Source organism: Agrobacterium sp. B1(2019) (assembly GCF_008274755.1).
Classification (GTDB): Bacteria; Pseudomonadota; Alphaproteobacteria; order Rhizobiales; family Rhizobiaceae; genus Agrobacterium; species Agrobacterium salinitolerans.
This window is the reverse complement of the sequence record NZ_VTPB01000001.1, coordinates 1147340-1161186: the sequence shown is the minus strand read 5'-3', so window position 1 is coordinate 1161186 and position 13847 is coordinate 1147340. Positions and strand designations below refer to the sequence as shown.

Sequence of the window (13847 nt, the reverse complement as noted above, 5' to 3'; positions counted from 1 at the left end):
TCTTTTCTCCTCAAACGTCGCGGGACAGAACGGCGACACCTTCGCCGCGCACATGGCCAACGGTGGTGACAACGGCCTCCGTGGCCGCCTCGCCCATCGGCTTTTCGGCAGCCGCGTCGAAGGTAGGAACCTTTGCGCCGCTTTCAAGCGTCAGCGCGGCCAGAGCCAGTCCGAGCGGAAACTGCGCTTCAAGTCCATGGCCGGTGATACCGCCAAAACCGCGAATGACGGCATTCGGCAGCGCCTTTTCGAGAATATCCTTCTCGCGGGCGGTTACATTGTCATAACCGCTCGCGCCGGAAAATACGACGGTCGTAGCGCTGTCCTTGGCAGGGGCAAGCAGACGCTCCATGCGCTTTTCCATCTTGCCGTCGTCCCGGCTGCCGCGGTCACCCTCTATGGCATCGATGCGGGCATAGATGCGCGCGCCGCGATCGCTGGCATGCTTGCGTGATTCCAGCACCAGGAATGCGCCGAGCGAACCGGAAATCATGCCGCCGCCGTCCTGATCGCCACGCGACCATAGCGGTTGCCAGCCGCCCTGCGCATGTGCGCCGATGGCTTCGAACAGCAGGATCATGTCGGGACGTTCGGCGGAGAAGGCGCCGCCCACGAGGGCGTGGCTCGATTCGCCCGAACGAATACGATGAAACGCGGTTTCTACAGCGGAAATGCCAGCCGCCTCTTCGCCCATGAAGGTACGGGACGAACCGGTAACCTTATGCACGATGGAGATATTACCGGCCATCAGATTGGAAAGCTGGGCAAGAAACAGCGTCGGGCGCAACTCGGTGGTCAGCTTCTCATTGAGAAGCTTTTCGCGGTCGTTGCGCTTCAACGCCTCATCAACGATCAGCGTATCGACATTGATGTCACGTTCGCCGCCGCCAGCAGCAACGATCATGTCCATAGTGGCGCAGGCTTCGGCATTTTCCTTCAAGCCAGCATCATCAAGTGCAAGACCGGCGGCAAAAACGCCGAGACGCTGCCAGTTTTCCATCTGGCGCTGGTCGCCGCGCTTGGCGATCTGGGCCGACCAGTCGATCTCCGGCATGGGATGGACCGGATAGGGCTTGAATTTTTCGGTCTCGACAATCGTCGCCGGCGCGGCGGTTCCAGAAAGAAGCGCCACATGCGCCTGGCTGCCAACGCCGTGACAGGTCACGATGCCGACCCCTGTTATCACCACATCATTGTCAGATTTCATCGTCTGTCATCCTTTGCAGCCGGCCCCGCCGAAACGGTCACGGCTATCCACAGCGGTTGCGAACAACCACTTCATGCGTTGCGGAATAAAGCGCGCGGTGCGGATTGGCAATGGTGAAGGCCCGATCCGCCGTCGCGAGCCCACGATTTTCGCGCTTCAAAACCGGGTCGAGGAAAAAACGCTCCTCTTTGAGACCGGCGGAAACGCTTATTTCTGCGCATCCGCGGCGATCGCCGCCATCAGGCCGACTTCCTCGGCCCGCTTTTTGACGATAGGTCCGAGCGGGATTTCGCTGAACGGCATGGTACGCAGTTTCAGCTGCGCGTCACAAACCTTCTTGCTATCGCTGGTAATCTTCGCCTTGGTGACCGCAAAGCCGGAACCGTCATGCTCCAGTACGGCCTCGATGTCGAGAACAGCGCCGGGCTCCACGAAGGTGCGCATCTTGGCGCCATCGACCGACATCAGGAACGGCATGGACGCAAAATCGGAAAATGCCAGAACCATCATGCCGGAGGCCTGCGCCATCGTCTCGATCAAGAGCACGCCCGGAACCAGCGGCATGCCGGGAAAGTGGCCTTCGAAAACAGGGCTCTTGTCGGGAACGACGGACCGCGCCTTCAATGTGCGCGTCGCCATGTCCACGGCTTCGACCTTGTCGATCATCTGAAAATATTCAAGCAGCATCCGTCCGGCCCGTCTCTGGTCGGTTTAACCCGCCATAACGGCGGGCTTTAAAAAGAAATGCCCGCTTGACGCGGGCATTGTCACATCAGCCCTTGGCTGCGCGCAATTCGTCGATCTTGGCGCAAAGGTTCTTCAGCACGAAGTATTCTTCGGTGGAAACCTTGCCTTCGTTGACTTCCTGCGTCCACTGCTCAAGCGGAATCTTGATACCGAATTCCTTGTCGATCGCGAAAACGATATCCAGAAAGTCGAGGCTGTCGATGCCCAGATCGTCGATCGTGTGGCTCTCCGGCGTAATGGTTTCGCGGTCGATTTCGCTGGTTTCGGCGATAATGTCGGCAACCTTGTCGAATGTAGCTGTCACGCCCATAATCCTTATTGTCGTTCGTATGAATTATTCTGTCTGACGCACCACATAGGCAAGTCACACAAAAAAGCCAATGGTTTCGTGACGTAACTTTGAAATTTGCCCCAAAACTGTTGCCTAAACAGCAACCGAATGACGGCCGCGTCCGTTACCGAGATAGGTGTCGAAGATTGCCGCGATGTTACGCACGAACGGCTTTCCAGCCTCCGTCACCGCAAAAATATCGGCGTCCAGCCGCACCACGCCATCCCTGTCGCTAGCGGCAAAATGCTGCGCCTGGGCTCTCACGGAATGGCTCACCTTGCCGAAACGATGCTGCAACTGCGAAAGATCGATAGCAAAATCGCACATCAGCCTTTCGATGACATGCGAGCGCAGATGATCGTCCTGCGACAACTCTATGCCCTTGACGGCGGCAAGACCACCCTCGCTTACCATCCGCTGATATTCCCCCGTCGCCGCCATGTTCTGCACGTAACCCTGCGGCAACCTGCCGATGGATGATGCGCCAAGCCCGATCAGCGCATCGGCCGTGTCGGTCGTATAGCCCTGAAAATTCCGCCGCAGGGCGCCGGCTTCGGCGGCCTGACACAATGTATCGGTCGGCTTGGCGAAGTGATCGATACCGATGGCCTCGTAACCCGCCTGTTTCAGCATCTCCGCCGCCATCGTCATCTGGCGGTAGCGCTCGGCAATATCCGGCAGGGCGTGCTCCGGGATCAGCGACTGATGTTTTTTCATCCACGGAACATGCGCATAACCGAAAAGCGCGATGCGATCGGGATCGAGCGACACGATCTGGTTGACCGTCCGTTCGAGCGTCTCGCAGGTCTGGAACGGTAGTCCATAAAGAATGTCGCAATTGACCGAGCGAACGCCCCTCGCCCGCACCGAATCCACGACCGATTTCGTCTGTTCGAAGGACTGGATGCGGTTGATGGTTTTTTGCACTTTGTCATCGAAGTCCTGAACCCCCAGGCTCGCCCGCGACATGCCGATGGCGGCAAGCGCATCATAGCGGCTGTCGTCCAGATCGTTGGGGTCCATCTCGACGCTGATCTCGGGTGCGAGCCCGAAGGTGAAATGACGCCGCAGACAGTCCATCAGGCTCTTTACGTCCTCCGGCTTCAGCATGGTGGGCGAGCCGCCGCCGAAATGCACGGCACTTACCACCGCATCCGGCGAAACCAGCGCGCCGACGGCTTCGATCTCCTGTTTAAGTACTTCAAGATAAACGGCAATCGGCTCGTATTTCAACGTGTGCTTGGTGTGGCACGCGCAGAACCAGCACAGCCGGTCGCAATAGGGAATATGCAGATACAGTGATAGGCGATTCCTGTGACCGAGCGCGCCGAGCCAGCGGCGATAGGTGCCATTATCGATTCCCTCGTGGAAATGCGGCGCGGTCGGATAGCTCGTGTAACGCGGCACTGCACCCGAATATTTGTGAAGAAGTTCGGTATTCATCGCCCGATTTGCCTTTTATCAAGAAAATGTCGATTTCCTCTCTTTCAGTAACGGCTGCGACAGTTTGCAACTTTGACTTCAATCAAATTGCACCGTAAGTTCTTGCTAAAGTAGACGTGGGGGCGACGGCTACGTGGCGAAAGCCTTGCATGAGACCGGATTTGACACCTACGGTCGCAATCGTCCTGAAAAAGCCAGCATTGGAAAAGGCTTATGGACACGCTGCAAAAGACCATCCACAATTCGGAATATCCCGTCGTATGCCGCTCCTGCGAGGCGCGTCACGGCGGCCTTTGCAGCACGTTGACACCGCAGCAGCTCTGCGAGCTGAACCGCCATTCCAGCCGCAAGAAACTGGAAGCGGGCAATGAGCTTCTCGGTCAGGGCGAACTCGTCACCTCCTACGGCAATATTTTGAACGGCGTCGTGAAGCTGTCGAAAATGATGTCGGATGGCCGTCAGCAGATCGTCGGCCTGCAATTTGCACCGGACTTTCTCGGTCGCCCGTTTATGGCGGAAAGCAAGATGACGGCGGAAGCAGCAACAGATGTGGAGATTTGTCTCTTCCCGCGCCGCGTCGTCGACCGCATGGTCTCCGAAGTGCCCGATATGGAACGTAAGCTCCACAACCAGTCCCTGAAGGAACTGGACGAGGCGCGCGACTGGATGCTGACGCTGGGGCGCAAATCGGCGCAGGAAAAGGTTGCCAGCTTCCTTTATATGATCGCCACCCATATCGATCCGGAAAACGACGACAAATCGGCTTTCGATCTGCCGCTTTCACGCGCCGATATAGCCGATTTCCTTGGCCTCACCATTGAAACAGTTAGCCGGCAAATGACAAAACTGCGCAAGGAAGGCATTATCCGTATCGAGAACAACCGGCATATCACCGTGCCTCATCTCAACGCGCTGAGCGAAGCCGCGGGCAACGACTGACGGAATTCGTCCTCTCACCGGCCCTGAAGCACAGCTGTTCCGAAATTGATGTGCGGCGCCCGCGCCTGAGCGGGTGCGAGCGCAAAACTGGCAAGAACCAGCAAAGCGGCGATGCATTTCATGATATTTCACCCCGTGCCCCGCTTTTTCAGCGGCCTGTTTGTTATGGCCGCATCATAACCGGCAAACCGCATCCATCCGCTTAACATCTTGGGTAAGCGGAAGGTTCAGAGGCAGGGTAAAGAAGGGGTTATGATGTCATGCCCGCATGACGCTCAGCCCGCAAATGCCACTGTTGGAGAGCTCGCCGTCGCCGCGAGTTTCTTCTCCCCGCCGGGGAGAAGGTGGCCCGAAGGGTCGGATGAGGGGGGCACTTTGCAGGACTTCTGAGAGCTTGCCCCCTCATCCCGCTGCTGCGGACTTCTCCCCGGCGGGGAGAAGAAACAAGCGGCATGAGCTCGCTCCATCTCAAGCCTTATATCGCGCAAACTGCGCAACATGATCTCACTGCGAAGCAGCAGGTGTCGCAACCGGTTTCTGGTTTTCAGCGAGCGCCCGCAATTCGGCAACCCGGCGATTATATTCCGCTTCGGAAATCTGTCCGTTTTTCCGTGAAGCGCCGAGACGCGAGAGGTTTGCTTCCATGGTGGAAGCCTCGTCCTCACCCATCTGGGTGCCGGCGGCCGTCAGCGGCTGGGCGAAAGTGGGATAGGTGCCCGTGTCGCGCTTCTGGCTGACCGCCGTGTCGTCGACCGGGCGCGGGCCGACGATTTCGGCCGTCGGGCGGCGCATATGGGCGGGCGCGACGATTGGCTCCGGAGCCTTGCAGGCGGCAAGTGCGGCGGCGAGCATTACGCCGGAGAGCGAAAGCACAGCGATTCTTGCGGCATTTTCCGCATATGTTCCCCATGTGCCCTTGTGCTTGCCCATCGTCATGTTCCGCCTGTAAAGGATATCTGCCGATATCGAATTCGACCACGGTTCGGCCCTTTGCGGCCTCCCCTTGCTGGTGGAACTTGTATTCGTTTTCATGCAGAATGTGCAAACACAAATTTGGTGGAGGATGGCGCATGGCAGGTGTTGACGGCGGGGCAGAGAAAAAGGGGGGAAAAACGCCCGGTTTCGACGCTACTTCCGCCGAAGCCTACCTGATCCGCGACCCGGAAACCTTCGCGATCAATATCGCCCGCGCGCTCGAGAATCTCGGCAAGGCCGCCTCCGAATGGCTGGCGCCGCGCGAACGCGGTGAAATTCCGCAGGCAAGCGCTGATCCCGTGACCGATCTGGTCAAGACGCTCTCCGATGTCGCCGAATACTGGATGGCAGAACCGAAGCGCTCGCTCGAAGCGCAGACCCATCTGCTTTCCAGCTATTACGATCTGTGGGCGAAATCGGTGGCGCAGTTTTCCGGCGATGCCGATTCGGCCCCGGAAAAACCCGCCGAAAGCGGCCCTGCGGAACGCAGGAGCAGGCGTTTTGCCGATGCCGACTGGCAGGCCAATCCGTTCTTCGATTTTCTCCTGAAAGCCTACCAGACCACCGTCGGTTTCGCCGACCGGATGGTGACGGAGGCAGACGGGCTGGACGAACATACCCGCACCAAGGCGCTGTTTTACATGCGCCAGGTGACGGAGGCCCTTTCGCCGGCCAATTTTGTCTTCACCAATCCGCAGGTCTTTCGCGAAACGGTCGCCTCCAGCGGCGCCAATCTCGTCAAGGGCATGGCGCAGCTGGCGGAGGATGTCGCCGCCGGCAATGGCCACCTGAAACTGCGCCAGACCGACTACAGCAAATTCGTCATCGGCCAGAACATTGCCGTCACGCCGGGCAAGGTGGTCGCGAGAAGCCCGCTCTGCGAAATCATCCATTATGCGCCGACGACGCAGAAGGCCTTCAAACGGCCTTTGCTGATCGTGCCGCCGTGGATCAACAAATTCTACATTCTCGATCTCAACCCGCAGAAATCCTTCGTCGGCTGGTGCCTTGAGCAAGGCCACAGCGTGTTCATGGTCTCCTGGATCAATCCGGATGCCCGTCTGGCCGACAAGGGCTGGGACGATTACATCCGCGAAGGAATCGATTTTGCGCTGGATACCATCGAGGAGCGGACCGGCGAAAAAGAAATCAACGCCATCGGTTATTGCGTCGGCGGCACGCTTTTGTCTTCGGCGCTGGCGCTGCATGCGCAGGATGGCAATGAGCGCATCCGCAGCGCCACGCTACTGGCCGCCCAGACCGATTTCATTCACGCCGGCGACCTCAAGGTCTTCATCGACGAGGGCCAGCTGGCAGCGCTGGACAAGCACATGCAGGCGGTCGGTTATCTTGACGGCTCGATCATGGCCACTGTCTTCAACATGCTGCGCGCCTCCGATCTCATCTGGCCTTACATGGTGGATAACTATCTGCGCGGCACGGAACCCCTGCCCTTCGATCTGCTCTACTGGAACTCCGATTCGACCCGGGTGACCGCCGCCAGCCATTCGTTCTATCTGCGCAATTGTTACCTTGAAAACAATCTCGCCCGCGGGCTGATGCGGGTCGCCGGCAAGCGGATCAATCTCGGCGATATCAAGATACCCGTTTACGATCTCGCCACACGCGACGACCATATCGCCCCGGCGAAATCGGTCTTCACGGGGGCCGCGCTGTTCGGCGGGCCGGTGGAATTCGTGCTCGGCGCTTCCGGCCACATAGCCGGCGTCATCAATCCGCCGCAGCTTGAGAAATACCAATATTGGACAGGACCGTCACCAGCCGGAGACTTCGATGCCTGGCAGGCCTCAGCCGCCGCCCATAAGGGCTCATGGTGGGTGCACTGGCAGAACTGGATCGAAAGCCAGGATGGCGAAAAGGTGAAGGCGCGAAAACCGGAAGACGGCAAGCGTCCCGTGCTCGGCGACGCGCCGGGAACCTATGTCCTTTCCTGACCGCGCCCACTATTTTTTTGATCTTTCAGGCCACATGTTCTTCACAGCCCCGCTTACGCCCGCAACGCTGATCTCCCGCTACAAGCGCTTCCTCTTCGATGCCGTTCTGGAAGACGGCACGGCGATCACCGGCTCCTGCCCCAACACCGGCTCCATGCGCGGGCTGACGACGCCTGGCTCCCGCATCTGGCTGTCGGAACATGACAGCCCGACCCGAAAATACCGCCACATGCTGGAAATGGTCGAAGCCGACGGCACCGTGGTCGGCATCAATACCGGCATGCCGAACCGGCTGGCGGAAGAAGCGATCCTGAACGGTCGCATCCCTGAACTTGCCGGCTATTCGACGATCCGCCGCGAACAGAAATACGGCCGCAATTCCCGCATCGATTTCCTGCTGTCAGAACCCGGCCGGCCGGACGCCTATGTAGAAGTGAAAAACGTGCATTTCATGCGCGAACAAGGCCTCGCTGAATTTCCCGATACCGCCACCAAACGCGGCGCCAAACATCTGGAGGAACTGGGTGACGCTGCGGAAGCTGGTTATCGTTCAGTGATGCTCTATCTTATCCAGCGCGATGATTGCGAGCGAATGCGCATCTGCGACGATCTCGACCCCGTCTATGCACTCGCGTTTCAACGGGCAATGGCGCGTGGCGTCGAGGCCTATGCGGTCAAATGCACGGTCTCCCCGGCACAAATTTCAGTCAGCGGAACGGTTAAGATGGACGAATGGCGTCCGGCTGTTTTATGAACAGGGACGTGAAGAGACAGAAAGCACTATGATGGTCAACTATATCGACGCAGCCTCCGCCCCCCTCAAGAATACCGGCGTCATCCGCCTCTATACACCTGAGGATTTCGATGGCATGCGCAAGGCGTGCCAGCTGACGGCGCGTTGCCTCGATGAACTGGCGGCCATCGTCAAGCCCGGCGTGACGACCGACGCCATCGATCGCTTCGTCTTCGAATTCGGCGCCGACCATGGCGCACTGCCGGCAACCCTGAATTATCGCGGTTATACGAAATCCGTCTGCACCTCGATCAACCATGTCGTCTGCCACGGCATTCCCGACGAAAAGCCGCTGCGCGACGGCGATATCGTCAATATCGACGTCACCTATGTGCTTGACGGCTGGCATGGCGATTCGAGCCGCATGTATCCGGTCGGCCAGATCAAACGCGCTGCCGAGCGGCTGATGGAGGTGACCTATGAATGCCTGATGCGCGGTATCGCGGCGGTGAAGCCTGGCGTGCGCACCGGCGCAATCGGCGCGGCAATTCAGGCCCATGCGGAAGCGGAACGCTGCTCGGTGGTGCGCGATTTCTGCGGCCATGGCGTCGGACGCCTGTTCCACGATACGCCGAACATCCTGCATTACGGCCGCACGGACGAAGGCCCGGAAATCCGCGAAGGCATGATCTTCACCATCGAGCCGATGATCAATCTCGGCAAGCCGCATGTGAAGGTGCTTTCCGATGGCTGGACGGCGGTGACACGGGACCGGTCGCTCTCCGCCCAATATGAACATGCGGTCGGCGTCACGGCCACCGGCTGCGAAATCTTCACGCTGTCACCGGGTGGTTTTGATCGTCCGGGCCTGCCGCCGCTTCCCCCTGCATAAGGCCAGACCCGCCCATGGCAAAACGCCCCGCTCCGCCTTCCGCCGATCTCTCCAGAACTCCCGGCTTTCAGGCGGGCGAAGGCGACCTGTTCGGCGAGACGGATGAGCGCGGCTTTTTTGCCGAACCGCGAAGCGGCGCGAAAAGGCCGGCAGCTATCGTCGAACAGGAAACCGATGCCGCCCACTATCACGGACATCGCGAGCGGCTGCGCGCGCGTTATCGCGATGGCGGCGACGCAGCCCTTGCCGATTACGAACTGCTGGAGCTTCTTCTTTTTCGGCTGATCCCGAGGCGCGATACCAAACCCATTGCCAAGGCCCTGATCGCCCGTTTCGGAACGCTCGGCGGCGTGCTCGGCGCGCCCTTGCCGCTGTTGCAGGAGGTGAAGGGCGTGGGCGAAACCGTGGCGCTCGATATGAAACTCGTCGCCTCCGTTTCCCAGCGTATGCTGAAAAGCGAGATCCGCAACAAGCAGGTGCTTAGCTCCTGGTCCTCGGTCATCGATTATTGCCACGCCGCGATGGCCCATGAAACGCGCGAACAGTTCCGCGTCCTGTTCCTCGACAAGCGCAATGTCCTGATCGCCGATGAGGTGCAGGGTCAAGGAACCGTGGATCACACGCCGGTCTACCCGCGCGAAGTGGTGCGCCGCGCCCTTGAGCTTTCATCTACTGCTTTGATTTTAATCCACAATCATCCAAGCGGAGACCCGACCCCTTCGCGCGCGGATATTGAGATGACCAAGACCATCATCGATACGGCCAAGCCGCTCGGCATCACCGTCCACGACCACATCATCATCGGTAAGGACGGCCACGCCAGCTTCAAAGGCCTTCGGTTGATCTGAAGAAAACGCGAAAGTTTAACGCGAGCTGCAACCCATAAGAGCGGCATCAACACAATATTAACACCTATAAATTAGCATTTCCGAAAATAATAAATCAAGGCATCGAACCTTGGTGTCTTGAGGAACGGGGGTGCTTTATGCGTAATGCAATGCGTTTCCTTCGCGATCGGTCCGGCTCGAACGCTGTCGAGTTCGCCATCGTCGCGCCGATCTTTTTTCTCGTCCTGCTGACCATGATCGCCTACGGCATCTATCTGATGGCGGCCTATTCGGTGCAGCAGATCGCCGCCGACGCGGCGCGGACGGCGGTTGCCGGTCTCAATACGACGGAGCGCCAGCAGCTTGCCCGGGATTTCGTCACCAAAAGCGACCTCAGTTACGCCTTCATGGACAAGAGCCGCTTCACCGTCGATGTCGCCACCGATCCCGCCAATGCCAACCAGTTCACGGTGAAGGTTGAATATGACGCCAGCGATCTGCCGATCTGGAGCCTCTACAGCTACACCCTGCCCGAACCGGTCATCCGTCGTTTTTCCACCATCCGGATCGGAGGAGCATGACATGCGAGATATTCATTCCCTGCTTCCCCGCTTTCTGAAAGATAGAACGGGCAACATCGCCATCTCGGCGGGGCTCACCGCACCGCTCTTCATCGGCATATTGGCGCTCGGTGTCGATTACGGTTACCTGACATTGCAGAAACGGCAATTGCAGCAGACCGCCGACCTCGCCGCCATATCGGCGGCCGCCAACGCCACGGACGCCGAAAAGGCGGTCCAGCAATATTTCGCCCTCAACGGCATGGATCTCGGAGTAAGGACCGCGCAGGGCCTGTTGACCGAGAAGGGTCTGCAACCCTTCGACCCATTGAATGAATTCGCCAACAGCAAGGGTTATGCCGAGGTCATCAAGGGTCACTACGAGCCGGATGCGACAATCCCTGTAGGCCAGCGTTTCGTCGATAACGCCCTGCCCACCAATGCGATAAAAGTGAACATTGTCGAACAGGGGCAGATATTCTTCGCTTCCGCCTTTACCACGCCCCCGAAGGTTTCGGCGGTCGGAACGGCTTCAGCGCAGAAGATCGCGGCATTTTCAGTGGGATCGCGGCTCGCCAGCCTCAATGAAGGAATTCTTAACAGCCTGCTCGGCGGCCTGCTCGGCACCACGGTGTCGTTGAAGCTGATGGATTACCAGGCCCTTCTCGCCGCCGATGTCAATGCGCTGAAGATCGTCGATGCGCTGGCCATCGATCTCAACCTCACCGCCGGCACCTACAAGGATGTTCTGCAAACGGAAATCAGCTACGGCAAATTCCTCGACGTGCTGACGAAAACCACAGGGCTGCAGCCGGCAGTCGTCAACATTTTGAATACGTTGCAAAAAACCGTCAACAAGAGCAACGTCAAGATCAAGCTTGAGGAAATCCTCAATCTCGGCCCCTTCTCCGACAAGCTGATTGGAACAGGCGAAAACCTCAAGGTTACCGCAGGCGTCTTCGATCTCATTAATGCCGCCGCCGTGGCAGGCAATGGCGGCAACCAGCTGGGGCTCAATATCAACGCCAACCTTCTCGGCCTCGCCTCGGTCAAGGCAACGCTCGCCATCGGTGAACCGCCTGTCGAAACGCCGTCGCTCGCCGTTGGCGGCCCGGGCACCATCGTGCGCACCGCACAGACCCGGCTGGCGGTCAGCGTCGTAGTGGACGGGCTTCAGGCCATCGCCGGCCTCAAGGTCAATATTCCACTCTATGTAGAAGTCGCCCATGCGGAAGCGCGGCTCGCCGATATCAGATGCACCGGCGGTGGACAGGGAACGGTAGATGTCGAAGTCGTTCCCGGCATTGCGGAAATCGCTCTGGGCAATGTCGATACCACGGCCTTTGCCAATTTCGGCAGGGACCCGCGTGTGACGAAGGCGGCGATCGTGGATTCGGCGCTGCTTGCCATCAACGGCAGCGCCCTCATTAACGCCACCAACATGACGAAGACGAAGCTCACCTTCACGCAGTCGGATATTACGCAGGCCAAGATCAAGAGCGTCTCGACCAAAGACACCGTCACGACGCTTGTCAGCTCGCTGCTGAAGAACCTCAACCTGGATATCAGGCTACTCTTCCTCAACCTGGATCTGGGGGGCCTCGCGGTCATCCAGTCGGCGCTGGCCAACACGCTGGCGACGGTCACAGCGCCGGTCGATCAGCTGCTTTACAACGTGCTTCTGGTTCTCGGCGTCAAGATCGGCGAAGCAGATGTGCGCGTCACGGATGTCCGCTGCCAGCAACCGGCGCTGGTGCAATAACGTTGCACCGCGCATGAAAAAGCCGCCGGAGGGTCTCCCGGCGGCTTTTTTGTTTTATGCGCCCATTGCCTGGATCAGGCGTTGGCAATCGCCAGACGCTTCTCATCGCGGCCGCTCTTCATGCGCTCGGATAGCAGGAATGCCAGTTCCAGCGCCTGATCGGCGTTGAGGCGCGGATCGCAATGGGTGTGGTAACGGTCGGACAGCGAATCCGCCGTCACGGCGCGCGCGCCACCCGTGCATTCCGTCACGTCCTTGCCGGTCATCTCGATATGGATGCCGCCCGGATGCGTGCCTTCGGCGCGGTGGATCTGGAAGAAGCTTTCGACTTCCGACAGAATGCGCTCGAACGGACGCGTCTTGTAGTGGTTGAGCGTGATCGTGTTGCCATGCATCGGATCGCAGGACCAGACGACCTTGCGACCTTCCTTCTCCACGGCGCGGATGAGCTTCGGCAGGCTGTCCGCCACCTTGTCATGGCCGAAACGGCAAATCAGCGTCAGGCGGCCGGCCTCGTTCGCCGGGTTCAGCGCGTCGATCAGCCCAATCAGATTGTCAGGCGTCAGCGACGGACCGCATTTCAGACCGATCGGGTTCTTGATGCCGCGGAAATATTCCACATGCGCATGGTCGAGCTGACGCGTGCGGTCACCGATCCACAGCATGTGTCCAGAGGTCGCGTACCAGTCGCCGGACGTTGAATCGACGCGGGTCAGCGCCTCTTCGTAACCGAGCAGCAGCGCCTCATGGCTGGTGAAGAAATCGGTCTCGCGCAGGCTCGGATTGCTGTCCGCGCTGATGCCGATCGCCTTCATGAAATCCATGGTTTCGGAAATCCGGTCGGCCAGTTTGCGGTAACGATCCGCCTGCGGGCTGTCCTTGATGAAGCCGAGCATCCACTGGTGAACGTTTTCAAGATTGGCGTAACCACCCATCGCAAAAGCGCGCAGCAGGTTCAGCGTCGCCGCCGACTGGCGGTAGGCGTCAAGCTGCCGCTCCGGGCTCGGAATGCGCGAGGCTTCGTTGAATTCGATACCGTTGATGATGTCACCGCGGTAGGACGGCAGGGAAACGCCATCCTGCACTTCCACGTTGGAAGAGCGCGGCTTGGCAAACTGGCCGGCAATACGACCGACCTTTACGACAGGCAGCTGCGCGCCATAGGTCAACACGACGGCCATCTGCAGGAACGCGCGGAAGAAGTCGCGGATATTGTCCGCGCCATGTTCGAGGAAGCTTTCGGCGCAATCGCCGCCCTGCAGCAGGAAGGCGTTGCCTTCGGCCACATTGGCGAGCTGTTTCTTCAGACGACGGGCCTCACCGGCAAAAACCAGCGGCGGGTAAGTCGCAAGCGTGGCTTCCGTTGCCGCAAGCGCTGCCGCATCCGGATATTCGGGAACCTGCTGGATCGGTTTCTGCCGCCAGCTGCCGGGGGTCCAATTCTGTGCCATGTTCTTAACCCTTTTTTCGCCCGCG

At 59.2% G+C, this 13847-nt stretch carries 13 protein-coding genes; 7 read left to right on the top strand and 6 right to left on the bottom strand.

The features are described from left to right. Positions 1–10: 10 nt before the first annotated feature. From AGR1_RS05745 to hemN, 4 genes are all read right to left on the bottom strand, one after another. On the bottom strand, positions 11–1207 hold the full coding sequence (locus AGR1_RS05745; protein WP_149146414.1) for a beta-ketoacyl-ACP synthase: 1197 nt from the start codon (positions 1205–1207) through the stop codon (positions 11–13). Positions 1208–1414: 207 nt separating this feature from the next. After that, positions 1415–1894: a 3-hydroxyacyl-ACP dehydratase FabZ family protein gene (locus AGR1_RS05735; RefSeq protein ID WP_149146413.1), complete on the bottom strand. Its 480-nt coding sequence runs from the start codon at positions 1892–1894 to the stop codon at positions 1415–1417. Between the two features lie 85 nt (positions 1895–1979). After that, positions 1980–2264, bottom strand: coding sequence for an acyl carrier protein (locus AGR1_RS05730; RefSeq protein WP_003495848.1), 285 nt, complete (start codon positions 2262–2264; stop codon positions 1980–1982). Between the two features lie 114 nt (positions 2265–2378). After that, positions 2379–3728, bottom strand: coding sequence for an oxygen-independent coproporphyrinogen III oxidase (gene hemN, locus AGR1_RS05725; RefSeq protein ID WP_149146412.1), 1350 nt, complete (start codon positions 3726–3728; stop codon positions 2379–2381). 213 nt (positions 3729–3941) lie between these two features. On the opposite strand from hemN, the gene fnrN reads away from it, so the two are divergent. After that, the gene (gene fnrN, locus AGR1_RS05720) at positions 3942–4667 is read left to right on the top strand and encodes a transcriptional regulator FnrN (RefSeq protein WP_149146411.1); all 726 of its coding nucleotides are present in this window, start codon (positions 3942–3944) and stop codon (positions 4665–4667) included. Between the two features lie 504 nt (positions 4668–5171). Here fnrN and AGR1_RS05715 read toward each other — a convergent pair. Then, entirely contained in the window at positions 5172–5597 is a 426-nt protein-coding gene (locus AGR1_RS05715) for a hypothetical protein (RefSeq protein WP_246669629.1), read from the bottom strand. Positions 5598–5737: 140 nt separating this feature from the next. On the opposite strand from AGR1_RS05715, the gene phaC reads away from it, so the two are divergent. The 6 genes from phaC (at position 5738) to AGR1_RS05685 (ending at position 12371) form a co-directional block, all read left to right on the top strand. Further along, entirely contained in the window at positions 5738–7597 is a 1860-nt protein-coding gene (gene phaC, locus AGR1_RS05710; protein WP_149146410.1) for a class I poly(R)-hydroxyalkanoic acid synthase, read from the top strand. Between the two features lie 34 nt (positions 7598–7631). Next, entirely contained in the window at positions 7632–8351 is a 720-nt protein-coding gene (gene sfsA / locus AGR1_RS05705; protein WP_149147285.1) for a DNA/RNA nuclease SfsA, read from the top strand. Between the two features lie 31 nt (positions 8352–8382). Then, positions 8383–9222, top strand: a complete 840-nt coding sequence (gene map, locus AGR1_RS05700; protein WP_187772166.1) for a type I methionyl aminopeptidase — start codon at positions 8383–8385, stop codon at positions 9220–9222. 14 nt (positions 9223–9236) lie between these two features. Beyond that, a complete protein-coding gene (gene radC / locus AGR1_RS05695) occupies positions 9237–10070 on the top strand; it encodes a DNA repair protein RadC (RefSeq protein WP_080790678.1) in 834 nt (277 codons plus the stop codon). Positions 10071–10207: 137 nt separating this feature from the next. Then, positions 10208–10630 carry a TadE/TadG family type IV pilus assembly protein gene (locus AGR1_RS05690; RefSeq protein ID WP_149146408.1) on the top strand — a complete coding sequence of 141 codons (423 nt, stop codon included), beginning with the start codon at positions 10208–10210 and terminating at the stop codon, positions 10628–10630. Position 10631: 1 nt separating this feature from the next. Beyond that, positions 10632–12371 (top strand): TadG family pilus assembly protein, encoded by a 1740-nt coding sequence (locus tag AGR1_RS05685; RefSeq protein ID WP_149146407.1) that lies wholly within the window; start codon positions 10632–10634, stop codon positions 12369–12371. A gap of 74 nt (positions 12372–12445) precedes the next feature. Here AGR1_RS05685 and AGR1_RS05680 read toward each other — a convergent pair whose 3' ends face one another. After that, positions 12446–13822 carry a 3-deoxy-7-phosphoheptulonate synthase class II gene (locus AGR1_RS05680; RefSeq protein WP_149146406.1) on the bottom strand — a complete coding sequence of 459 codons (1377 nt, stop codon included), beginning with the start codon at positions 13820–13822 and terminating at the stop codon, positions 12446–12448. Positions 13823–13847 lie beyond the last annotated feature (25 nt).

What these genes read in the sequence shown, in the direction of transcription:
- AGR1_RS05745 (WP_149146414.1), bottom strand. Translation starts at nt 1,207, where the DNA reads ATGAAATCTGACAATGATGTGGTGATAACAGGGGTCGGCATCGTGACC.
- AGR1_RS05735 (WP_149146413.1), bottom strand. Translation starts at nt 1,894, where the DNA reads ATGCTGCTTGAATATTTTCAGATGATCGACAAGGTCGAAGCCGTGGAC.
- AGR1_RS05730 (WP_003495848.1), bottom strand. Translation starts at nt 2,264, where the DNA reads ATGGGCGTGACAGCTACATTCGACAAGGTTGCCGACATTATCGCCGAA.
- hemN (WP_149146412.1), bottom strand. Translation starts at nt 3,728, where the DNA reads ATGAATACCGAACTTCTTCACAAATATTCGGGTGCAGTGCCGCGTTAC.
- fnrN (WP_149146411.1), top strand. Translation starts at nt 3,942, where the DNA reads ATGGACACGCTGCAAAAGACCATCCACAATTCGGAATATCCCGTCGTA.
- AGR1_RS05715 (WP_246669629.1), bottom strand. Translation starts at nt 5,597, where the DNA reads ATGGGCAAGCACAAGGGCACATGGGGAACATATGCGGAAAATGCCGCA.
- phaC (WP_149146410.1), top strand. Translation starts at nt 5,738, where the DNA reads ATGGCAGGTGTTGACGGCGGGGCAGAGAAAAAGGGGGGAAAAACGCCC.
- sfsA (WP_149147285.1), top strand. Translation starts at nt 7,632, where the DNA reads ATGTTCTTCACAGCCCCGCTTACGCCCGCAACGCTGATCTCCCGCTAC.
- map (WP_187772166.1), top strand. Translation starts at nt 8,383, where the DNA reads ATGGTCAACTATATCGACGCAGCCTCCGCCCCCCTCAAGAATACCGGC.
- radC (WP_080790678.1), top strand. Translation starts at nt 9,237, where the DNA reads ATGGCAAAACGCCCCGCTCCGCCTTCCGCCGATCTCTCCAGAACTCCC.
- AGR1_RS05690 (WP_149146408.1), top strand. Translation starts at nt 10,208, where the DNA reads ATGCGTAATGCAATGCGTTTCCTTCGCGATCGGTCCGGCTCGAACGCT.
- AGR1_RS05685 (WP_149146407.1), top strand. Translation starts at nt 10,632, where the DNA reads ATGCGAGATATTCATTCCCTGCTTCCCCGCTTTCTGAAAGATAGAACG.
- AGR1_RS05680 (WP_149146406.1), bottom strand. Translation starts at nt 13,822, where the DNA reads ATGGCACAGAATTGGACCCCCGGCAGCTGGCGGCAGAAACCGATCCAG.